Annotated in this window: 16 protein-coding genes; 2 read left to right on the top strand and 14 right to left on the bottom strand. The window is 68.1% G+C overall.

Translation table 11 applies throughout. From position 1 onward, the window contains the following. Positions 1–101 precede the first annotated feature (101 nt). The 3 genes from AC1DOP_RS17775 to AC1DOP_RS17765 all read right to left on the bottom strand — a co-directional run bounded on the left by AC1DOP_RS17775 (position 102) and on the right by AC1DOP_RS17765 (position 4,423). A complete protein-coding gene (locus AC1DOP_RS17775; RefSeq protein ID WP_477252515.1) occupies positions 102–2,495 on the bottom strand; it encodes a sensor domain-containing protein in 2,394 nt (797 codons plus the stop codon). 66 nt (positions 2,496–2,561) lie between these two features. Then, complete coding sequence (locus AC1DOP_RS17770) at positions 2,562–3,827, bottom strand: nitronate monooxygenase (RefSeq protein WP_477252513.1); 1,266 nt, start codon at positions 3,825–3,827, stop codon at positions 2,562–2,564. A 110-nt stretch (positions 3,828–3,937) separates the two neighbouring features. Then, positions 3,938–4,423: a YajQ family cyclic di-GMP-binding protein gene (locus AC1DOP_RS17765; protein ID WP_442121667.1), complete on the bottom strand. Its 486-nt coding sequence runs from the start codon at positions 4,421–4,423 to the stop codon at positions 3,938–3,940. A 108-nt stretch (positions 4,424–4,531) separates the two neighbouring features. Between AC1DOP_RS17765 and murB the strand changes: the two genes are divergently transcribed. Next, positions 4,532–5,554, top strand: a complete 1,023-nt coding sequence (gene murB / locus AC1DOP_RS17760; RefSeq protein ID WP_477252511.1) for a UDP-N-acetylmuramate dehydrogenase — start codon at positions 4,532–4,534, stop codon at positions 5,552–5,554. 5 nt (positions 5,555–5,559) lie between these two features. On the opposite strand, the gene AC1DOP_RS17755 is transcribed toward murB, so the two are convergent. The 9 genes from AC1DOP_RS17755 to AC1DOP_RS17715 form a co-directional block, all read right to left on the bottom strand. Further along, a complete protein-coding gene (locus AC1DOP_RS17755) occupies positions 5,560–6,270 on the bottom strand; it encodes a glutathione S-transferase family protein (protein ID WP_477252509.1) in 711 nt (236 codons plus the stop codon). Between the two features lie 68 nt (positions 6,271–6,338). Then, the gene (locus tag AC1DOP_RS17750) at positions 6,339–7,346 is read right to left on the bottom strand and encodes a diguanylate cyclase (RefSeq protein ID WP_442121664.1); all 1,008 of its coding nucleotides are present in this window, start codon (positions 7,344–7,346) and stop codon (positions 6,339–6,341) included. Positions 7,347–7,381: 35 nt separating this feature from the next. Beyond that, positions 7,382–8,371 carry a chemotaxis-specific protein-glutamate methyltransferase CheB gene (gene cheB / locus AC1DOP_RS17745; protein ID WP_477252507.1) on the bottom strand — a complete coding sequence of 330 codons (990 nt, stop codon included), beginning with the start codon at positions 8,369–8,371 and terminating at the stop codon, positions 7,382–7,384. Further along, positions 8,368–10,650 carry a hybrid sensor histidine kinase/response regulator gene (locus AC1DOP_RS17740; protein WP_442121662.1) on the bottom strand — a complete coding sequence of 761 codons (2,283 nt, stop codon included), beginning with the start codon at positions 10,648–10,650 and terminating at the stop codon, positions 8,368–8,370. The genes cheB and AC1DOP_RS17740 overlap by 4 nt, the downstream gene beginning before the upstream one ends. Further along, positions 10,647–11,327: a chemotaxis protein CheW gene (locus AC1DOP_RS17735; protein ID WP_442121661.1), complete on the bottom strand. Its 681-nt coding sequence runs from the start codon at positions 11,325–11,327 to the stop codon at positions 10,647–10,649. The genes AC1DOP_RS17740 and AC1DOP_RS17735 overlap by 4 nt, the downstream gene beginning before the upstream one ends. After that, entirely contained in the window at positions 11,324–12,526 is a 1,203-nt protein-coding gene (locus AC1DOP_RS17730; protein ID WP_442121660.1) for a CheR family methyltransferase, read from the bottom strand. The genes AC1DOP_RS17735 and AC1DOP_RS17730 overlap by 4 nt, the downstream gene beginning before the upstream one ends. Beyond that, entirely contained in the window at positions 12,523–12,990 is a 468-nt protein-coding gene (locus AC1DOP_RS17725) for a chemotaxis protein CheW (RefSeq protein WP_442121659.1), read from the bottom strand. Before AC1DOP_RS17725 ends, AC1DOP_RS17730 begins: the two co-directional genes overlap by 4 nt. A gap of 9 nt (positions 12,991–12,999) precedes the next feature. Continuing rightward, positions 13,000–14,811 carry a methyl-accepting chemotaxis protein gene (locus AC1DOP_RS17720; protein WP_442121658.1) on the bottom strand — a complete coding sequence of 604 codons (1,812 nt, stop codon included), beginning with the start codon at positions 14,809–14,811 and terminating at the stop codon, positions 13,000–13,002. A gap of 150 nt (positions 14,812–14,961) precedes the next feature. Beyond that, positions 14,962–15,153 (bottom strand): hypothetical protein, encoded by a 192-nt coding sequence (locus tag AC1DOP_RS17715; RefSeq protein WP_477252503.1) that lies wholly within the window; start codon positions 15,151–15,153, stop codon positions 14,962–14,964. A gap of 205 nt (positions 15,154–15,358) precedes the next feature. On the opposite strand from AC1DOP_RS17715, the gene AC1DOP_RS17710 reads away from it, so the two are divergent. Further along, the gene (locus tag AC1DOP_RS17710; RefSeq protein ID WP_477252501.1) at positions 15,359–17,653 is read left to right on the top strand and encodes a catecholate siderophore receptor Fiu; all 2,295 of its coding nucleotides are present in this window, start codon (positions 15,359–15,361) and stop codon (positions 17,651–17,653) included. A gap of 106 nt (positions 17,654–17,759) precedes the next feature. Here AC1DOP_RS17710 and AC1DOP_RS17705 read toward each other — a convergent pair whose 3' ends face one another. Then, positions 17,760–18,992 carry an argininosuccinate synthase gene (locus AC1DOP_RS17705; RefSeq protein WP_442121655.1) on the bottom strand — a complete coding sequence of 411 codons (1,233 nt, stop codon included), beginning with the start codon at positions 18,990–18,992 and terminating at the stop codon, positions 17,760–17,762. 113 nt (positions 18,993–19,105) lie between these two features. After that, complete coding sequence (gene argF / locus AC1DOP_RS17700; protein ID WP_477252498.1) at positions 19,106–20,032, bottom strand: ornithine carbamoyltransferase; 927 nt, start codon at positions 20,030–20,032, stop codon at positions 19,106–19,108. Positions 20,033–20,067 lie beyond the last annotated feature (35 nt).

The raw sequence follows: 20,067 nt of genomic DNA, 5'->3' as shown, positions 1-20,067 counted from the left end.
GCCAGCGTTACGACAGCTCTTGCAGAACTTGGGTCCCCGCCTTTGCGGGGAGCCGGGTCGGGCAATGCCCGGCACGACGAGCGGATGCTGCGTGAACGAGCTTACGCCGGCTGGTAACTTCGCAACATCTCCTGCGCCGCCTCCGCCCCCAGCGGCTCACTGAACAGCCGCCCCTGGAACTCGTCGCAGCCGTGCGACTTCAGGAATTCCGCCTGCGGCCGCGTCTCCACGGCCTCGCCCACGACTTCCATGTTCAAGTTGTGCCCGATGTCGATCAGGCTCTTCACCAGCGCGCCGGTGCCTTCGGCGATGCCGTGCACCGTGGTGCGCGAGAGCTTGACCTGGCTGGCTTCGAGCTGCTGCAGGTAGCCGAGGTCGCACAGGCCGGCGCCGAAGCCGTCCACGGACACGACCACGCCGAGCGCGCGCAGCTGGCGTGACAGCTCGCGTCCGAGGCCGGGATTGCGCAGCAGGCCGTCGATCGGCAGGTCGAGCTGCAGGCTGTCGGGCGGCAGGTCGTGGCGCGCGAGAAGGGCGCACAGGCACTCCACGAAGTCGCCCTGGCTGTACTCGCGGTAGGACACGTTGACGGTGACTGGCACCTTGCGCACGCCGGTCTGGCGCAGCTGGGCGGCGAAGGCGCAGGCCTGGTCCAGCACGCGCCGGCCGATCGGAACGATGACGCCGATCTCCTCGCCCTCGGTCAGGAAGCGTCCCGGCGGCAGCACGCCATGGTCCGGATGATTCCAGCGCAGCAGGGCCTCGAAGCCCATCACCTGGCCGGTGCGCAGCGAGACGCGCGGCTGGTAGAGCAGGAACAGCTCGTCCTTGTCGAGGGCGTGGTGCAGGCCTTCCTCGATCTTGCGCTTGGCGTCGTTGCTCGAGCGCATATCGGCGGAGAAGAAGTGCACGTCGTTGTGGCCGTTGCCCTTGCCGTGGTACATGGCGACGTCGGCCGCGCGCACCAGCTCGGTCGCGGTGGTGCCGTCGTGCGGATAGAGGGCCACGCCGACGCTGGCGCCGACCGGGATCTCGCGGCCGTTGAAGGACACCGGGATCGCGAAGCTCTGGCGCAGCCGTTCGACCATCCGCAGGGTGAAGCGCAGCGAGGGCTGGTTGGCCAGCACCAGCACGAATTCGTCGCCCGACATGCGCGCCACCGTGTCGCTGTCGCGCACCGAGGCCTGCAGGCGCCGCGCCACCACCTTCAGCACCACGTCGCCGGCTTCGTGGCCGAGGGTGTCGTTGATGGTCTTGAAGTTGTTCAGGTCGATCAGCACGGTCGCCACCAGCGACTTCTGGCGCTGTGCCACGTGCACCGCCTGGTCCAGCCGGTCCCACAGCAGGTTGCGGTTGGCCAGCCCGGTCAGCGGGTCGTGGTTGACCTCGTGCTCGAGGTGGGCGGTGCGCTGCATGGCCGCGGTGACGTCGTTGATGACGCCGATGAAATGGGTCACGGTGCCATGCTCGTCGTGGACCGGGGTGATGCTCAGGTCGTTCCAGAACAGCTCGCCGTTCTTGCGCAGGTTGCGCAGCACCACGTTGACCGGGCGGCAGGCCGCAATCGCCTCGCGCACTTCGGTCCGTTCACCCGCATCCATGCCGGGCGCGGCCATGAAGCGCGGATCGCGCCCGAGCGATTCCTCCGCGCTATAGCCGCTGATGCGCTCGAAGGCCGGATTGACATACTCGATCGGGTTGTCGGGACCGTCGCTGCGGGCGATCACGATGCCGTTGCTGGCCGCGTGCAGCGCGCGTTCGCGCAGGCGCAGCCTTTCCTCGCGCTGGCGCCGCTCGCCGATGTCGATGCCGACCCCGAACACGTACTCGCCGCCGTTGCAGAGCACCCGCGTGCCGCACAGCAGCACCGGGATGTCCTTGCCGTTCTTGGCAACGTAGTCGACTTCGAGTTTCATCTCGGCGCCTTCGTCCAGCACGCGGCGCAGGGCGTCCGTGAGGAGGGGGCGCTGCGGCAGGTCGAGCAGGTCGGAAGCGCGCGCGGCCGCCAGTTCTTCCGGCGCCATGCCGCTCAGGCGTTCCAGGTTGTGGTTCCAGAGCACGAAACGGCCGTCGCGGTTGAGGGCATAGAAGGTGCCGGGAAACAGGTCGACCACGGCCGACAGCGGCGTGCGTGCGACGTGTTCTGACTCCGGCGCGTCGCGTTCGACCTCGGTGGTGACGGCGACCGCACAGCCGAGCGGCCGGCCGGCGGCGTCGATTTGCGGGGCCAGCGCCAGGGTGGCGGCGAAGATGCGGCTGTCGCTGCAGCGCAGGTCGGCATTCAGCTGGGCGCCTTCGGGACGCTGGGTCAGGGCGGCCCAGCCGGCGGTCCAGGCGTCACGCGCGCTGGCGACGAACAGGCTGGTGATGGGACGGCCGAGTACGCTCGCGGCCGGCATGCCGAACAGGGTCTCGCAACCCCGGTTCCAGGTGATGATACTGCCCGCGTCGTCCGTCAGCAAGACGGCGTGGGCGGGCGGATCGGTATCGAACATGCGGCTCCCCATGCAAGGCCAACCGCCGTTGGACAGCCGTGCCGGGGAACCGTTCCGCCCAGAATATCAGGCGGCGGCCTCGGCACGCACCGGCAGGGCGACCTGGTTGTCGACGCTGAACTGGTAATCCTTGAACACGTGCTCGGCCGACAGGATCTGGTAGTGACCGTCGCCCAGCTTGTGGGTGGTGTCCTTCAGGCGGTAGGTGGTCGAGCCGCAAGTCCAGCAGTTGAAGTTGCGCATGTGGGTGCACAGGCAGGTCTTGTCGAACACGCGGATGTTCTTCGAGTCCGGATTCGCCTGCACCTCGCGGTTGTACGAGTTGATGTAGGCGCAGTTGCCGGTCGCGTCCAGCAGGTAGCCGTAGGACTCGCAACCCGGGCGGATGCCGGAGCCGATCGCCGGGGTCTGCTTCAGCATCCGCATCGGATAGCCGGTCGGCGAGACGCCGTTGACGATGATGTCTTCTTCGCTGGCGCGGAAGTATTCCTGCTTGACATCAATGGGCAGGCCGCATTCGTGGGTGACGGTGAAGCGGGTCGCCACCTGCACGCCGCCGGCGCCCTTTTCCAGGAAGCCCACGGCATCGCTGCCGGTGAAGATGCCGCCCGCGGCGATCAGCGGAATGTTCAGCTGTTCGGCGCGCATGAAGGCATGGATCTCGTCCATGATGGTGTGCAGGTCGTACTGCTGCCAGTCGTCGATGCCGAAGCCGAGGTGGCCGCCGGCCAGCGGGCCTTCGACGATCACGTAGTCCGGCAGGCGGTCGAGGCGCGAAACCTTACGCAGGAACAATTGCAGCGCACGCACGGACGAGACGATGATGCCCAGCTTGGCGTCGCGGAAGCGTGGATGGTCCTTGATCAGTTCGAACGAACCGAGGTGCAGGCCGGCCGACATGGTGATGCCGTCGATGCCCGCGTCGAGCGCCGCCGACAGGCGGGTGCGCAGGGTTTCCTTCGGCGCGTTCATGGTCAGCTTTTCCATGCAGTTCACGAAGATCAGGCCATCGCCTTTCTTCGCGTCCATGGTTGCACCCACGTGCAGACGGGTTGCCTCGGCCAGGCGGTCCAGGTCGAACTGGACCACCGATTTGTCCATGTTGTTGATGTTGAACTTGTAGAGCTTGGTCTTTTCCTTGACGAAGCTCGTATCGAACTTGCGGTCCGAAACGTCCGGGACCATCGCGTCGGAAATATGGCCAATGCCGCCGAGGCGCGCTGCCTCCATCGCCAGTTCGGAAGTCGAGATATCGACTCCCATTCCGCCGATCATGATGGGCACGTATTCCTTGTTGCCCAAACGCAGGCGGAAATCATCTACACGTTTCATTGCATTCCTTAACAACCATAGACTAATCGCCCGCCATTTTACCGCAGGAGATGGGCTTTACAGAGGGCCATTTAGCGCACGGTCGTGCGGTAACGGCCCGGTCTTCCGGGTCAGTCGCGGAAGTTGTTGAAGGCCAGCGGCAGGTCGGTCACATCCTTGCGCAGCATGGCGATCGCTTCCTGCAGGGTATCGCGATCCTTGCCGGTGATGCGCACGGATTCGCCCTGGATCGAGGCCTGGACCTTCATCTTGCTTTCCTTGATCAGCTTGGTGATCTTCTTGGCGTCCTCGGACTCGATGCCGTTGCGCACCTTCAGCACCTGCTTGACCTTGTCGCCGCCGATCTTTTCGATCTTGCCTTCGTCCAGGAATCGGACGTCGACCTTGCGCTTGGTCATCTTGTTCAGCAGGACGTCCTTGACCTGGGAGATCTGGAAGTCGGAATCGCCGAACAGGGTGATTTCCTTGTCTTTCTGCTCGACCTTGGCCGAGGTGCCCTTGAAGTCGAAGCGCGTCTCGATTTCCTTGCTCGAGTTTTCGACGGCGTTCTTGACTTCAACCATGTCTGCTTCGCAGACCACATCAAACGATGGCATTGTGTGTTCCTTTTTTTATTGGGTGACGAATGCCGATATTGTAACGGACCGTTGGCATCGGGGCGCCTGTTTCCCACTATAATCAGCGGGCCAACTCCGGACCCAGCCATGCAAGCATTGCCCATCGAACACGACATCTCCCTCCAGCACTTCAACACCTTCGGCATCGGTGCCCGCGCCAGGCGCTACCTGCGCGTGATCGACCCCGCCCAGCTGGCGGCGCTCGCCGCCGACCCCGAACTCGCCGCCTTGCCGCGCCTGGTCCTGGGCGGCGGCAGCAACCTGCTGATCACCCGCGCCGAAATCGAGCAACTGGTGCTGCACATGGCCCTGATGGGCAAGGAAATCGTCGGCGAAACGCCGGACGCCGTCCTGGTGCGCGCCCGCGCCGGCGAGAACTGGCATGGGTTCGTGCAATGGACCCTGGAACAGGGACTGGGCGGCCTGGAGAACATGTCGCTGATCCCGGGCACGGTGGGCGCCTCGCCGATCCAGAACATCGGCGCCTATGGAGCCGAGGTCAAGGACGTTTTCCATTCGCTCACCGCCTTCGATTTTGCGACCGGCAGCACGCGCACGATGGATGCCGCGGCCTGCCGCTTCGCCTACCGCGACAGCGTGTTCAAGCACGAGGACGGCCGCAGCCTGGCGGTGCTGGACGTGACTTTCGCGCTGCCGAAAGCCTGGGCGCCGAACCTGCGCTATGCCGAACTGGCCCGTGAACTCGACGGCGTGACCGGCCCGAGCCCGCGCCAGGTGGCCGAGGCCGTGATCGCGATCCGCCGCCGCAAGCTGCCCGACCCGGCGGAGATCGGCAATGCCGGCAGCTTCTTCAAGAACCCGGTGGTGCCGGGCGAGCATTGCGCCCGCCTGCTGGAACAGTGGCCGAACCTGGTCCACCACCTGCAGGCCGACGGTACGGAAAAGCTGGCGGCCGGCTGGCTGATCGACCAATGCGGCTGGAAGGGCAGATCGCTGGGCCGCGCCGGCGTCTATCCGAAGCAGGCGCTGGTGCTGGTCAACAATGGCGGCGCCAGCGGCGAGGAAGTGCTGGCGCTGGCGCGGGCGATCCAGGCGGACGTGCAGGAGCGCTTCGGGGTGCTGCTGGAGCCTGAGCCGGTGATGATCTGAGTGTGTCAGGCCGGCGGCGCCGCCGGTATCTTGAGCCCTTTGACCACCGCCGGGCGCCGCAGGAAGGCCTGCAGCACGCGGCCGACGTGGCGGAAGTTGTCGAAGCCGAGCAGCTCGCGGGCGCCATCGAGGGAATGCAAGGCGTTCACCCAGGGAAAACTCATGATGTCGGCGATCGTATAGTGCTCGCCCATGATCCAGTCGCGCCCGTCGAGCCGTTTGTCGAGCACGCCCAGCAGACGCTTCGCCTCATCCACGAAGCGGTCGCGCGGACGCTTGTCTTCCCAGTCCTTGCCGGCGAATTTCAGGAAGAAGCCCAGTTGCCCGAACATCGGCCCGATGCCGCCGTTCTGGAACATCACCCACTGGATGGTTTCGTAACGGCCGGCGGCGTCCAGCGGAATCAGCTGGCCGGTCTTGTCGGCGAGGTAGAGGAGGATGGCGCCCGACTCCCATAAAGGCAGCGGCTGGCCGCCGGGGCCGTTCGGGTCGATGATCGCCGGGATCTTGTTGTTCGGGTTCAGGGCCAGGTATTCGGGCGAGGTCTGCTCCTGTTTTTCGAAGCCCACCCGGTGCACCTCGTAGGGCAGGCCGGTTTCCTCGAGCATGATGGCGGCCTTGACGCCGTTCGGCGTCGGCATCGAATACAGCTGCAGCCGGTCCGGATGCCGCGCCGGCCACTTGCGCGTCACCGGGAAACTGTTCAGGTCCTGCATGGCGTCGCTCCACGGATGGTCACCGGGCGATGGTAGCAAAGGGCCGGCCCAAGCGCCGCGCGCCTCGCTCAGCCGGCGGCCGCCACCTGGTTGCGCCCGGCCCGCTTGGCCTCGTACAGCGCGCCGTCGGCGGCGGCGATCAGCGCCTCGATGCTGCCGCCTTCGCCCGGCAAGGCGCTGGCCACCCCGATCGACATCGTCACTGTCCCGCAGGGGGCGGCCGGATGCGGCTGGGCCAGCTGTTCGAGGTGGCGGCGGCAGTCCTCGGCCAGCTTGAGGGCGCCTTCCAGGCCGGTTTCAGGCAGCAGGATCGCGAATTCCTCGCCACCGTAGCGCGCCACCAGGTCGGCCGGACGCTTCAATTGCCCGGTCAGCACGGCGGCCGTCTTCTTCAGGCACAGGTCGCCGGCCGGATGGCCGAGGCTGTCGTTGTAGTGCTTGAAGTGGTCGACGTCGCACATCAGCAGCGCGAGCGGCGCCTGCCGGCGGCGTGCGCGCTGCCATTCGGTGTCGATCGCTTCGTCGAAGCGGCGGCGGTTGGCGATGCCGGTCAGGCCGTCCAGCGCGGCCAGCTTCCGCAGTTCGAAGTTGGCGTGCGTCAGCTCTTCCTGGCTGGCGCGCAGCGAGCGGTAGGCGGCGTCGCGCTGCAGCAGGCTGATGTAGCCGCGCGAGTGGTGACGGATGCGCGCCACCAGTTCCAGCTCATCGGGCAGCTTGACCAGGTAGTCGCTGGCGCCGACCGCGAAGCCATGCGCTTTCAGCCTGGCTTCTTCCTTGGCCGACAGCACCGCCACCGGCACCTCGCGCAGGGATGCGTCGGCGCGGTAGCCGGCAAGCAGCTGGAAGCCGTCGGCGCCCGGCATCACCAGGTCCTGCAGGATCACGGTCGGCCGCAGGGCCAGCGCGGCCGCGTGCGCGGCCTGGGCGTCGGTGACGTAATGGAAGGCGATGTCGGGATGGGCGGCGAGCATGCGCCGCACGGCTTCGACGATGATGAGCTGGTCGTCGACCAGCAGCACGCGTATCTGGTAGCTGGCGGGGTCTGGCTCGGTGTGGATGGGACTGACTGCGGACATCGGCTGAATTTGAATTGATGGAAATGCGTGCGTCATTACGCGCCGCCAATTCTATCCGATAACCACTTTGAAATATTGTCTAACGGCAAAATTTTCTGGGCAGCGTTCATCTCGGCGGCGGCGCGCGGCATGCCGTACACCGCGCTGCTGGCTTCGTCCTGGGCGATGGTCGTGTGGCCGGCCGCGCGCATCGCGAACAGGCCGGCGGCGCCGTCGCGGCCCATGCCGGTCAGCAGGATCCCGGCCGCCGTGCGTCCCCAGTGCCGCGCCACCGAATGGAAGAAGATGTCGATCGAGGGGCGGTGGATCTCGTCGCGCGGCTCGGCGTCATAGCGCAGGCGATTGCCGGGTGCCAGGCGCAGGTGGTCGGCGGTGGTCGCCACCTGCACCATGCCGCCTTCGAGGTGATCGCCGTCCGCGATCGGCGCGATCTTCGCGGGGCTTTGCTCGCCCAGCCATCGCACCAGCTGGGCGGCGAAGCTGCTGTCGATGTGCTGGACCACCACCGCCGCGGTGTCGGGCGGCGGCTGCCAGAGCGAGAACAGGCGCGCCAGCGCAGCCGGTCCGCCGGTCGAGGCGCCGATCGCCACCAGGCGCGCCACGTGCGGCACCCCGGCCGGCACCGGGGCGGGGCGGCCGGCGACCAGTTTGCCGATGGTGCGAATCTTGGCCAGCAGCTCCGCCTCGCCGCCCGGCTGGCCGAGCAGCACCGGGGTCGCGACCACGTCGAGGGCGCCGGCGCCGAGGGCGCGGAACACCTGGCCGACATTGTCCTGCGGGCGCGCGGTGACGACCAGGATCGCGCAGGGCGCATTCGCCATGATGCGGCGGGTCGCCTCGACGCCGTCGAGCAGCGGCATCTCGAGGTCCATCAGCACCAGGTCGGGCCGCAGGTCGGCGCACAGGCGCACGGCGTCGACGCCGGTGCGCGCGATCCAGGCCACCTGGTGCTCGCCGCTGGCGGCCAGTACCCGGCGCAGCGCCTCGGCCGCAATCGGCACGTCGTTGGCGATGCCGATCCTCATGACCCTTCTCCCGGCAAGGGCCCGCCGATCAAATCGCGAACGGCGTCGAGCAGGGTGGCGTCGTGGAAGGCGCCCTTGGCCAGGTAGTAATCGGCGCCGGCTTCGAGTCCGCGCGCGCGGTCTTCCGGGCGGTCCTTGTAGGACACGATCATCACCGGCAGCCGCTGCAGGCGAGGGTCCTGGCGGATCCGTTCGAGCAGTCTGATGCCGTCCATGCGCGGCATGTCGATGTCGGTGATCACGAGGTCGTAGGCGCCGGCGCGCACGCTGTTCCAGCCGTCGACGCCGTCGAGGGCGACGTCGACCCGGTAGCCGCGCGCCGCCAGCAGCTTGCGCTGCATCTCGCGCACGGTGAGCGAATCGTCGACCACCAGGATGCGGCGCGCGGCCTGGCGTCCATCCTGGCGCGCGCCGGCGCCGGCCGGCACCGGCTGCAGCGATTCGCCGGTCTCCAGCAGGCGCGCGATCGACAGCAGCATGTCGGGGACGTCGAGGATCAGCACCGGGGCGCCGTCGTCGAGCAGGGCGCAGGAGGCGACGTCGCGCAGCTTGCCGAACACCGGATCGAGCGGCTGCACCGTCAGGCTCTGCTCGCCGCGCACTTCGTCCACCACCAGGCCGTAGCGCTCGCGCGCGCCGCCGATGACCACCACCGCCAGCTCGGCGCCGGGCGTGGCGTCGCCCAGCTCGAGCACGCGACCGGCCGCCACCAGGCCCAGGTGGACGCCCTCGACCTCCAGGTACTGGCGGCCGGCCAGGGTCTGCACCGCGCCGGCCGGCACCCGCAGCACGCGTTCGGCGCGCGCGATCGGCAGGGCATAGGGCTCGCCCAGCACGTCCACCACCAGCGCGCGCACGATCGACTGGGTGACCGGCAGCACGATGGCGGTGCGGAAGCCGCGGCCAAGCGTGGACTCCACCCGCACCGTGCCGTTCTGCGCCTGCACCGCTTCGTGCACCACGTCCAGGCCGACTCCGCGGCCGGAGATCTCGTTGGCGTCCTCCTTCAGCGAAAAGCCGGGCAGGAACAGGAATTCCATCAGCTCCGGCCTCGACAGCGCCTGGGCGAAGCCGGGAGCGGCCAGCCGGCGGGCGACGGCGGCGCGGCGGATCCGTTCGGGATCGACGCCGCGGCCGTCGTCGCTCACCTCGATCGACAGCATGCCGCCGCGGTGGCGCGCTTCAAGCCGGATGGTGCCGGTGGCGGGCTTGCCGGCGGCCGCGCGTTCGGCAGGCGGCTCCATGCCGTGGTCGACCGCATTGCGCAGCAGCTGCCCCAGCGGCGCTTCGAGGCGCACCAGCACGGCGCGATCGACCAGGGTGTCGGCGCCGGTGACGTCCAGGCGCACGTCCTTGCCCAGGCTGCGCGCGAGGTCGCGCACCATGCGCGGCAGGCCGTGCAGGCCGTCGCCGAAGCGGCACATATGCAGTTCGAGCACTTCGTCGACCAGGCGGGTGGCGACGCCGGTCGCCTGCCGCTCGTAGTGCTCGGCATCGAGGATGCTGCGCTGCAGGCTGTCGCGCAGGGGACGCGCGCGCTCGTCGACCACGCGCGCGAGTTCCAGCAGGCGCGGGTCGCCGCCGGCCACGATCGCTTCGCGCAGCTGTTCGAGGGCGGCGAACATGCCGTGCTGCTGGCGCTTGTGGCGCTGCAGGGCATCGATCCAGGGACGCAGCTGGCCGGCGTGCAGGCGCGCCTGGCCGGCCAGGGTCAGGAGTTCGTTGCCGGGGTCGAGGGGCGGCGCGGCGGCGGGCAATGGCGCCGGTGCCGGAGCGGAAGCGGTGGGAACTGCGGCGGGCACAGCGGCGGGCACCTGCGCGGCGATCGGCGCCAGCGGCATGACCGCGGGTGCCTCCCGGGCGCCGGCCTGCAGTGCGTCGAGTGCGGCAAGTGCCGCCTCGACCCGGCCGCGATGCGGGCCGGCGTCGATCAGTTCGGCCTCGGACAGCGCCGCCAGATGGCGCATCAGGTCGACCGCCTCCAGCAGCACGTCGACGCCGGCCGCATCGAGGGCCAGCCGGCCCTGCTGGGCGGCGATGAACACGTCTTCCATCGCATGCGCCAGCTTCACCATCGGCTCCATGCCGACGATGGCGGCGGCACCCTTGGTCGAATGCGCGGCGCGCATCATCGCTTCCAGCGTGGCGGGGTCCTGGCCGCGCTCGCTGCGCAGCAGGCCGTCGGTGAGTACACGCGCCTGGGCCTGGGCCTCCATGCGGAACAGCTCGAGCATCGAAAAGCCGCTCAGGTCGTCGCCGAATCCCTGGTCGATGCTCATCGCAGCGTCCCCAATACTTCACGTTCCAGCATGGCGGCGTCCAGCAGGCCGGCCTCGCTGGCGCCGTCGGCGATCACGCCGGCGACCAGCGCCGCCGGCAGGTGGCCGAGGGTGGCGGCCGGCGCGCGCAGGGCCGCGGATGCGTGGCGCAGGATGCCGTGCATCTCCGCGACCGGCACCGCGACGCGCTGGCCGCGCAAGCCCAGCACCAGCAGGCGCTCGAAACTGTGGCGGCCGGCCGGCGCCGGCACCCCGGCGGTGTCGATGCCGAGCAGGGCCGCCAGCGACACCGCCGGCAGCACCCGTCCGCCGACGTTGACCACGCCGAGCAGGGCGCCGCCGGAGCGGTGCGGCAGGCGGTGCACGGGCGCCGGCGGCGCCACCGTGGCGGCCAGCGCCATCGGCACCGCCAGCCATTCGGCGCCGATGCGGAACACCATCGCGGCGGCATCGGTGGCGGCGGGCGCCGGTTCGGGCCGGGCCAGTTCGCGCGCCCAGGTCTCGCGGTAATCCGGTTCGACCGCGCGCTGGAGCTTGCGCTGGGCCGCCTCCGCGTAGACCGGGCAATTGCGGCAGTGGACGTGGCGCTCCAGCTCCGCGCAGCTGCGGTCGCCGGACACGCCGATGCGGCGCCAGCAGTCGGCGGACGACTCGCCGGGCATGGACAGCTGCGTCATCGCCGTGCCCCCGGGTCGCGCCGGCGCGCATGCACGCGGGCGGCGCGCCGGCGCAGCAGGGCGGCGTCATGCGCATCGCCGCGCTGCTCGATCAGCAGGGCCAGGCTGCACAGCGCCTCGTAGTGCTCGGGCTGCAGGAAGAGGCAGCGGCGCCAGTGGCGTTCGGCCGCGCGCGGCTGGCCGGCGCATTCGCTGGTCAGGCCGAGCAGGAACCAGGCTTCGGCCAGCTCGGGCTGGAAGGCAAGGATTTCCTGGCAGGCCCGCTCCGCGTCCGGCAGGCGGCCGGCGTCGGCCAGGCGCCGGGCCTCGGCCAGCAGCGCCGCCAGGGAGGTCGCCGCCGGCGGGCTCACCGGCGCCGTGGTCTGCCGCGCCGGCGCAGGCGCAGGCGGCATCGGCGTGGCGGGACGCGGGCGCCGCCGCACCGTCGCCATGCTCTCCTTGTGCAGGGCATAGGGATGGCGCAGCGATTGCGGAGAAAATCCCCGGCGGCAGAAGGCCGGGGCCTCGGCAAAGCCGGACAGCAGCAGGCCGTCGTCGGCCAGCAGCGCCTCGATGACGGCGGCCGCGGCGGCGCGGCCGCCATCGTCGAAATAGATCAGCAGGTTACGGCAGAACACCAGGTCGTAGCGTGCGCCGCCGTCGGGCAGGGTGGCCGGGCGCAGCAGGTTGCCCTGGCTGAAACGGACGTAGCGGCGCAGCGCATCGTCGATCAGGTAGTCGTCGCCGTCCTGGCGGAACCAGCGGTCGCGGAAGGCCAGGTCGGCGCTGCGGAAGGCGTTGCGCGTGTAGCGGCCCAGGCGCGCGCGATCGAGCGATGCGCGCGACAGGTCGACCGCGTCGATCCGGCACTGCGCGGGCGCGATGCCGTTCGATGCCAGCGTCATCGCCATCGAATACGGCTCCTCGCCGCCGGCGCAGGGAATCGACAGCAGGCGCAGCTGCCGGCCCGGATGGCTCAGCAGGCGGCGGCGGACGAAGCGCAGCGCGGTGTCGAACACGTCCGGATCGCGGAACATCCAGGATTCGGGCACGATCACGAGGTCGACCAGGGCGTCGAATTCCGGCGTGCCGGGCAGCGGCGCATAGTCCTGGCGCGCGTCCAGGCCGAGGCGCAGCATGCGCTCGCGTACGGCGCGTTCGACGGCGTCCGGCGGCAGCACCAGGCCGGTGCTGTCCTTCAGCAGCTGGCCGAGATTCATGCGCAGGCCTCGCCGAACAGCAGGGCTTCGACCTCGGGCGCCAGCAGGCGCTCCGGATCGATCAGCTGCAGCATGCCGGCGGCGCGACCGGATAGTTCGGTACCGCCGGCCGCAAGCCCGCCGAGCCAGGGGGCGGCCAGCACACCGCCGTCGCCCAGTTCGGCGCCGATGTCCGCCACCCCGGTCACGCGCTCGGCCTTCAGGCCCAGGCGCCGCAGCCGTCCGGCCGCCGCCACCTCGACCAGCAGGATGCGGGTGTCGTAGCGCACCGCATCGGGCGGCGTGCCGGCCAGGCGCGACAGGTCGATCACGGGGATGACTTCGCCGTGCAGGTCCAGCAGGCCCGGCACGTAGTGCGGCGCCCCCGGCAGCGCCTTCAGGCGCGCCACCGGCAGCACCCGCAGCACGGCGGTGAGGGGCAGGGCATAGCGTTCGCGCCCGATGTGAAACGCCAGCACCTTCATGCGCGGGTCTCAGTCATTCACGGAGAAGGTGGCGACCGACTGCTGCAGGTCGCCGGCGGCGTACTGCAGCCGGTGCACGGCCTCGCTGGTGGCCTTCAGCGACTCGACGGTCTGCTGGCTGGCGTCGGACAGCTGCATCATGGTGCCCGAGATCTGCGAGGCGCCGACGGCCTGCGACTGCATCCCCTGCAGCACCAGGTCGAAGCGCGGCGACAGCTTGCGCACCTGGTCCATCATGCCGGACAGCTGTTCGGCCACGTGGCGCGCCTCGCCGACGTTGCGGCGGATCTCTTCGGCAAACTTGTCCATGCCCATCACGCTGGCCGACACCGCCGACTGCATCTCCTTCAGCATCTGCTCGATGTCCCAGGTCGAGACCGAGGTCTGGTCGGCCAGGCGCCGGATCTCGGTGGCCACCACCGAAAAGCCGCGGCCTGCCTCGCCGGCCTTCTCGGCCTCGATCGCGGCGTTCAGCGACAGGATATTGGTCTGGTCGGCCACCTTGGTGATGGTGGTCAGCACGCTGTTGATGTTGCTGGCTTTCTCGGACAGCGCGGCCAGCTTGGCGCCGATCGAATCGGTGGCATTGACCATCTGCTGCATGGTGTGGTCCATGTGCTTCAGCTTGTCCTGGGCGTCGGCGGTGGCGTTCGTGGTGTAGTCGGCCACCTGGGTCGCTTCCTCCATCGTGCGCAGCAGCTGGGAGGTGTTGGCCGACATTTCCTTGGTGGTGGCCAGCACCTCGACGCTGGTCTGGGCCTGCTCGATGCCGGTCGCTTCCTGCTGGCGAGCGGAAGCGGCGATCTGGGTCGCCGAGCTGGCCACCTGGATGCCGGCGTGCTGCACATTGGTCAGCAGGCTGCGCAGGTTGCCGAGCATGGTCGCCAGGCCTTCGCCGAGGCGGCCGATGGCATCCTCGCCGCGGATCTCCACGTTGCCGGTCAAGTCGCCGCGTGCGGCCTTCGAAACCACGCCGAGCAGGGCGTCGACCTTGGCGCGCAGTTCGCGGCCGTCGGCCAGTTCCTTGGCGTGGCTGTCTTCGATGGACTGGGCCATGCGGTTGAATTCGAGGGCCACCTGGCCCAGTTCGTCGCCCGAGAGCACCTCGGCGCGCGCGCCGCGGACACCGTCGCCCAGCCTGCGGGCGGCATCGGCCAGGGCCGCCAGCGGACGCGAGACGGCGCGTACCAGCACGGTGCCGATCAGGATCGCCAGCAGCACGCAGATCAGCGCGCCCACGCTCAGCAGCGCGCGCATCGACTGGCGCAGCGCGCTCGTGTCTTCCCTGCGCTGCTCCAGCAGGCGGTTCTCTTCGGCGGCGATATCGTCAAGGATCTCGCGCATGCCGGCCACGCTGGCGGTGCCGGCCAGCACCGCGGCTTCCGTCTGCGCCTGGACCGCCGCCGGGTTGCCGGCGGCGCGGCGGCGCAACTCGATCTGCGGCGCGATCGCCTTGTCCATCCAGGCGACCAGCACGGGATCGAGCTGGTGCAGGCGCTCTTTCTGGGCCGGATTGTCGGCGGTCAGCGCCAGCGCGCGGCGCACGTGGCTGCGGGCGCGTTCGTACTCGCTGCGGATCGGCGCGACCAGGTTGTCGTTGCCGGTCAGGAGATAGCCGCGGGTCGCGCTCTGCACCTGCAGCACCGAGGTCGCGATGTGGTTGGTCTCCAGCAGCACCTCGAGGGTATGGCGGTCCCACGCATTCGCCTCGGACAGCCGCGCGAAATTGTTATAGGCCAGGATCAGCAGGAACAGGATGATCGCGACGATGGCGCCGAAGCCGATCGTCAGTTTTTTCTTGATGCTCAGGTTTCGCAACATATCCGCAGGGGTTAGAGGTCCGTAGGGGGCAGAGCCCGGTTCTCTCGGTTGGGCTCTGACCCCGAAGTCGCGAACGCCGGAATCTCCAAGAAAATAAGGCCCAGCCTCAAATGTAACATTTAGCCGAGCTCAGGTGGAAACAAAAGTGCGCTAGCGCAACAAACCGGCGTCCGAGGGCAAGGCCGGCAAACCATGCCGGCGCCGCGCCTGCAGGCACTTGTCGTCACCGATCTGCACCTCGCGGCAGGGATCGGGCTGTTCGTAGACGCCGCAGGCAAACGAGCCGTCGCCGGACTGGCGCAGGGCCGCGCAGCCCGGTTCCCTTGCGTTGGTGCCGGCCATGCAGGCCAGGCAGGGGTGTCGCTCGTATCGCTCATGTCGGCCGGAGGTTGAACACAAATGGTAGCGCGCGCGCCGCGTCCTGGAACGCTTCGTGGAATCTTGGTTTGTTAACGCAAATGATAATGATTCGCGTTTACATAAATGGAATTGTTGTTAAAGTCCCTGGCGTTCCAACACCCCTTCCATAACAAAACAAGCAAAGACCATGAAGAGCCCGATCACCAGCCGCAAGCATCCCTCCGTCCTCCGCCCCGCCGCCAGCGCCGCCCTGGCGATGATGCTGCCGCTCGCCGCCCAGGCCGCGGACGGCGCCGCCACTGCCGCCGCCGACGAGGGCCGCTCGCCCCAGCGCGTCCACGTTCACGGCGAACGCGAGAACGACTTCAAGGCGGCCCAGTCTGCGTCCGACAAGTACACCCAGCCGCTGCTGGACACGCCGCAGACCGTCGTCGTCATCAAGAAGGAGCTGATCGAGCAGCAGGGCGCCGTCACCCTGGCCGAGGCGCTGCGCAACACGCCGGGCGTCGGCACCTTCTTCCTCGGAGAGAACGGCAATACCAGCACCGGCGACGCCATCTACATGCGCGGCTTCGACAGCTCGGGCAGCGTGTTCGTGGACGGCATCCGCGACATCGGCTCGATCTCGCGCGACGTCTTCAACATCGAGCAGATCGACGTGCTGAAAGGCCCGGCCGGCACCGACACCGGACGCGGCGCGCCGACCGGTTCGATCAACCTAGCCACCAGGCAGCCGCTGCTCAGGAATTTCGGCGACGCCAGCCTGAGCGCCGGCAGCGCGGACCGCCTGCGCGGCACCGCGGACATCAACCGCGTGCTCGACGGCCGCCGCGGCATCGCCATGCGCCTGAACCTGCTCGACCAGGACAACGGCAACCCGGCGCGTGAGGAGGTCAAGGACAAGCGCTGGGCGATCGCGCCTTCGCTCGCCTTCGGCCTGCGCGGCCCGACCCGGCTCTATCTCGACTACCTGCACGTGAAGCAGGACAACCGCCCCGACGGCGGCGTGCCGACCATCGGGCTGCCCGGCTACGGCAGCCCGGATCCCAAGCGTCCGTGGCTGGCCGGGGCGGCCCCGGTCGATCCGCAAAACTTCTACGGTGCGCTGTCGGACTTCGACCGGGTGCGGGCCGACATGTTCACCGCCATCGTCGAGCACGAGTTCGGCCCGCGCATGCGCCTGCGGAACACCAGTCGCTACGGCAAGACCAGGCAGTTCTACCTGCTCAGCGCCTTCATGGGCAACACCGCGAACATCGTGACGCCGGTCCAGGCCGCCCCCTCCGGCTGGACCTTGGCCCGCACCACGCGCACCATCAAGGACCAGGAAAACACGGTGCTGGCCAACCAGACCACCCTGACCACGGAGCTGGACACGGGCCGGCTGCACCACACCCTGGTGAGCGGTCTCGACCTCGCCAACGAGAAGCAGAGCAACTGGAGCCATACGGGTGGCGGCACCTTGCTGCCGGCGAATCTCTATCACCCGGATCCGGCCTCGCCGGTGACTGGGCTGAACCTGGTCCGCAGCGGCGCCCGCACCCAGGGCGAGACGGCGACCGCCGCAGCCTGGCTGCTCGACACCATCCGGCTGGGCGAGCGCTGGCTGCTCGGCGCCTCGGTGCGGGTCGATCATTTCGATACCACCTATGACGCGGTCGCCTTGTCGACCGCGGCCGCGAACCCGACCCTGCCGGTCGGCACCCCGGTCCTGACCCATGTCGAGCTGACGGACAGCCTGGTGAGCGGCAAGCTCTCGCTGCTGTACAAGCCGACTGCCAACACCAGCGTGTACGCGCTGTGGGCCAACTCCAGGCAGCCGCCGGGCTCGAACCTGGCGCTCAGCACCGGCGCCAACAGCGCCTCGAACCCGATCTTCGACCCGCAGGTGAGCACCACTACCGAGCTGGGCGCCAAATGGGAACTGATGAACAAGCGCCTCGGCCTGAACGCGGCCGTGTTCCGCACCGAGGTGAAGAACGAGGTCGAGCAGGACCCGGTCGACCTGAAGTACTACCAGACCGGCCGCAAGCGCGTGCAGGGCGTGGAGCTGAGCGCGATCGGTGAGATCACGCGCAACTGGTCGGTCAGCGCCGGCTATGCCTGGCTGGACACCAGCGTCGAATCCGGCAAGCTGGTCACGGCGATCGGCAGCAATGCCCTGAGTTATACGCCGAAGTCGTCCTTCACCAGCTGGACCACCTACAGCTTCCCGTCCGGCTTCAAGATCGGCGGCGGCGTCCGCTATTCCGGCCGCCTGCTGCGCGGCACCGACGGCGCGGTCGGCACGCCGTCCTATACCGACGATTACTGGGTGGCGGATGCGATGGCGTCGTATGCGATCAAGCGCGGGATCGAGTTACGCGTGAACGTGGTCAACCTGTTCGACAAGCGCTATGTGGCGGCGATTAACAAGAGCGGGTACCGGTATACGCCGGGGGCGCCGCGTTGGGGGAGTGTGACGGCCAACTTCCACTTCTGACGAGTGCCCGTCGTCCCGCGAAGGCGGGGACCCAAGTTTGCTTGCATTTCGACTGCTCACGCAGAACTTGGATCCCCGCCTGCGCGGGGACGACGGTGGCGGGGGACTACTGACCGCGCTTGGCGCGAGCCTTGGCCGCGATCCGCATGCGCAGCGCGTTCAGCTTGATGAAGCCACCGGCATCCGCCTGGTTGTAGGCGCCGCCGTCTTCGTCGAAGGTCGCGATGTTCATGTCGAACAGCGAATCGGTCTTCGAGTCGCGCGACACGACGATCACGTTGCCCTTGTAGAGCTTGACGCGGACCCAGCCGTTCACGCTTTGCTGGGTGTGGTCGATCAGGGTCTGCAGCGCGACGCGCTCCGGGGCCCACCAGTAGCCGTTATAGATCAGCGAAGCGTAGCGCGGCATCAGGTCGTCCTTCAGGTGCGCCACTTCGCGGTCCAGGGTGATCGATTCGATCGCGCGGTGGGCTTTCAGCATGATGGCGCCGCCCGGGGTTTCGTAGCAGCCGCGCGACTTCATGCCGACGTAGCGATTTTCAACCAGGTCGAGCCGGCCGATGCCGTGCTTGCCGCCCAGGCGATTCAGCTCGGTCAGCACCTGCGCCGGAGTCATCTTGACGCCGTTCAGGCCGACGATGTCGCCGCGCTCGTATTCGATGTCCAGGTATTCCGGCTGGTCGGGGGCCGCTTCCGGCGACACGGTCCAGCGCCACATCGATTCCTCGGCTTCCGCGCTCGGGTTTTCCAGGTGGCGGCCTTCGAAGGAGATGTGCAGCAGGTTGGCGTCCATCGAGTAGGGCGCGCCGCCGTTCTTGTGCTTCATGTCGATCTCGATGCCGGCGTCTTCCGCGTACTTCAGCAGCTTCTCGCGCGACAGCAGGTCCCATTCGCGCCATGGGGCGATGATCTTGACGTCCGGCTTCAGCGCATAGGCGCCCAGCTCGAAGCGCACCTGGTCGTTGCCCTTGCCGGTGGCGCCGTGCGAAATGGCGTCGGCGCCGGTTTCGTTGGCGATCTCGATCAGGCGCTTCGCGATCAGCGGACGCGCGATCGAGGTGCCCAGCAGGTATTCGCCTTCATAGACGGTGTTCGCGCGGAACATCGGGAACACGAAGTCGCGCACGAATTCTTCGCGCACGTCGTCGATGTAGATGTTTTCCGGCTTGATGCCGAACTTGATGGCCTTGGCGCGCGCCGGTTCCAGCTCTTCACCTTGTCCCAGGTCGGCGGTGAAGGTAACGATTTCGCAGTTGTAGTGATCCTGCAGCCATTTCAGGATGACCGAGGTATCGAGGCCGCCGGAGTAGGCGAGGACTACTTTTTTAATGTCGCTCATGGGAGTTCCAGTGATGTGAGGCGTGGAGGGATGTTGTGGTCAGCCGGCTCGGGCACCAGGCCCGCGCCGACGATCAGACTTCGTTGCGGTAAAAAATCAGCTTGGTGGATGGATCACTTGTCCTCGATACGGCCCAGCAGCAGGTACTCGATCAGCGCCTTCTGCACGTGCAGCCGGTTCTCGGCTTCGTCCCACACCACCGATTGCGGGCCGTCGATGACTTCGGCCGCCACTTCCTCCCCGCGGTGGGCGGGCAGGCAGTGCATGAACAGCGCGTCGGGTGCGGCACGCGCCATCTTGGCGCCGTCCACCATGAAGCCGTCGAAGGCTTTCAGGCGTTCGGCGTTTTCCTTTTCGTAGCCCATGCTGGTCCACACGTCGGTGTTCACGAGGTGCGCGCCCTGGCAGGCATCCGATGGGTTCTCGAAGAAGGTGTAGTTCTTCGTCTTGACGAGAGCCGGATCGATGTCATAGCCCTTCGGGGTCGACACGTTCAGGTGGAAGCCGAATACCTCGGCCGCCTGCAGCCACGAGTACAGCATGTTGTTGGCGTCGCCGATCCAGGCCACCGTCTTGCCGGTGATCGAACCGCGGTGCTCGAAGAAGGTGAACACGTCGGCCAGCACCTGGCAGGGGTGGTGCTCGTTGGTCAGGCCGTTGATCACCGGCACGCGCGAATTCGCGGCGAAGCGCTCGATGATGTCCTGGCCGAAGGTGCGCACCATGATGATGTCGCACATGCGGCTCATGACCTGGCCGGCGTCTTCCACCGGCTCGCCGCGGCCCAGCTGGCTGTCGCGGGTGTTCAGGTAGATCGCGGCGCCGCCCAGCTGGTGCATGCCGGCTTCGAAGCTCAGGCGGGTACGGGTCGAGCTCTTTTCGAACACCATCACCAGGGTGCGGTCGACCAGCGGGTGGTAGACCTCGTAGGCCTTGAACTTGCGCTTGATGACGGCCGCGCGCTCGATCACGTACTCGAACTCGTCGCGGGTGAAGTCGGAGAATTGCAGGAAGTGCTTGATGGGAGTCTGGACAGCCATGTTAGGTCGGGAATACGGGGATCTTCTGAATTATA

Source organism: Massilia sp. 01N410, assembly GCF_056399665.1.
This window is presented reverse-complemented; position numbering and strand designations above follow the sequence as displayed.

What these genes read in the sequence shown, in the direction of transcription:
- AC1DOP_RS17775 (WP_477252515.1), bottom strand. Translation starts at nt 2,495, where the DNA reads ATGTTCGATACCGATCCGCCCGCCCACGCCGTCTTGCTGACGGACGAC.
- AC1DOP_RS17730 (WP_442121660.1), bottom strand. Translation starts at nt 12,526, where the DNA reads ATGAATCTCGGCCAGCTGCTGAAGGACAGCACCGGCCTGGTGCTGCCG.
- AC1DOP_RS17725 (WP_442121659.1), bottom strand. Translation starts at nt 12,990, where the DNA reads ATGAAGGTGCTGGCGTTTCACATCGGGCGCGAACGCTATGCCCTGCCC.
- cheB (WP_477252507.1), bottom strand. Translation starts at nt 8,371, where the DNA reads ATGAGGATCGGCATCGCCAACGACGTGCCGATTGCGGCCGAGGCGCTG.
- AC1DOP_RS17765 (WP_442121667.1), bottom strand. Translation starts at nt 4,423, where the DNA reads ATGCCATCGTTTGATGTGGTCTGCGAAGCAGACATGGTTGAAGTCAAG.
- AC1DOP_RS17720 (WP_442121658.1), bottom strand. Translation starts at nt 14,811, where the DNA reads ATGTTGCGAAACCTGAGCATCAAGAAAAAACTGACGATCGGCTTCGGC.
- AC1DOP_RS17715 (WP_477252503.1), bottom strand. Translation starts at nt 15,153, where the DNA reads ATGGCCGGCACCAACGCAAGGGAACCGGGCTGCGCGGCCCTGCGCCAG.
- AC1DOP_RS17735 (WP_442121661.1), bottom strand. Translation starts at nt 11,327, where the DNA reads ATGACGCAGCTGTCCATGCCCGGCGAGTCGTCCGCCGACTGCTGGCGC.
- AC1DOP_RS17750 (WP_442121664.1), bottom strand. Translation starts at nt 7,346, where the DNA reads ATGTCCGCAGTCAGTCCCATCCACACCGAGCCAGACCCCGCCAGCTAC.
- argF (WP_477252498.1), bottom strand. Translation starts at nt 20,032, where the DNA reads ATGGCTGTCCAGACTCCCATCAAGCACTTCCTGCAATTCTCCGACTTC.
- AC1DOP_RS17740 (WP_442121662.1), bottom strand. Translation starts at nt 10,650, where the DNA reads ATGAGCATCGACCAGGGATTCGGCGACGACCTGAGCGGCTTTTCGATG.
- AC1DOP_RS17710 (WP_477252501.1), top strand. Translation starts at nt 15,359, where the DNA reads ATGAAGAGCCCGATCACCAGCCGCAAGCATCCCTCCGTCCTCCGCCCC.
- AC1DOP_RS17770 (WP_477252513.1), bottom strand. Translation starts at nt 3,827, where the DNA reads ATGAAACGTGTAGATGATTTCCGCCTGCGTTTGGGCAACAAGGAATAC.
- AC1DOP_RS17755 (WP_477252509.1), bottom strand. Translation starts at nt 6,270, where the DNA reads ATGCAGGACCTGAACAGTTTCCCGGTGACGCGCAAGTGGCCGGCGCGG.
- AC1DOP_RS17705 (WP_442121655.1), bottom strand. Translation starts at nt 18,992, where the DNA reads ATGAGCGACATTAAAAAAGTAGTCCTCGCCTACTCCGGCGGCCTCGAT.
- murB (WP_477252511.1), top strand. Translation starts at nt 4,532, where the DNA reads ATGCAAGCATTGCCCATCGAACACGACATCTCCCTCCAGCACTTCAAC.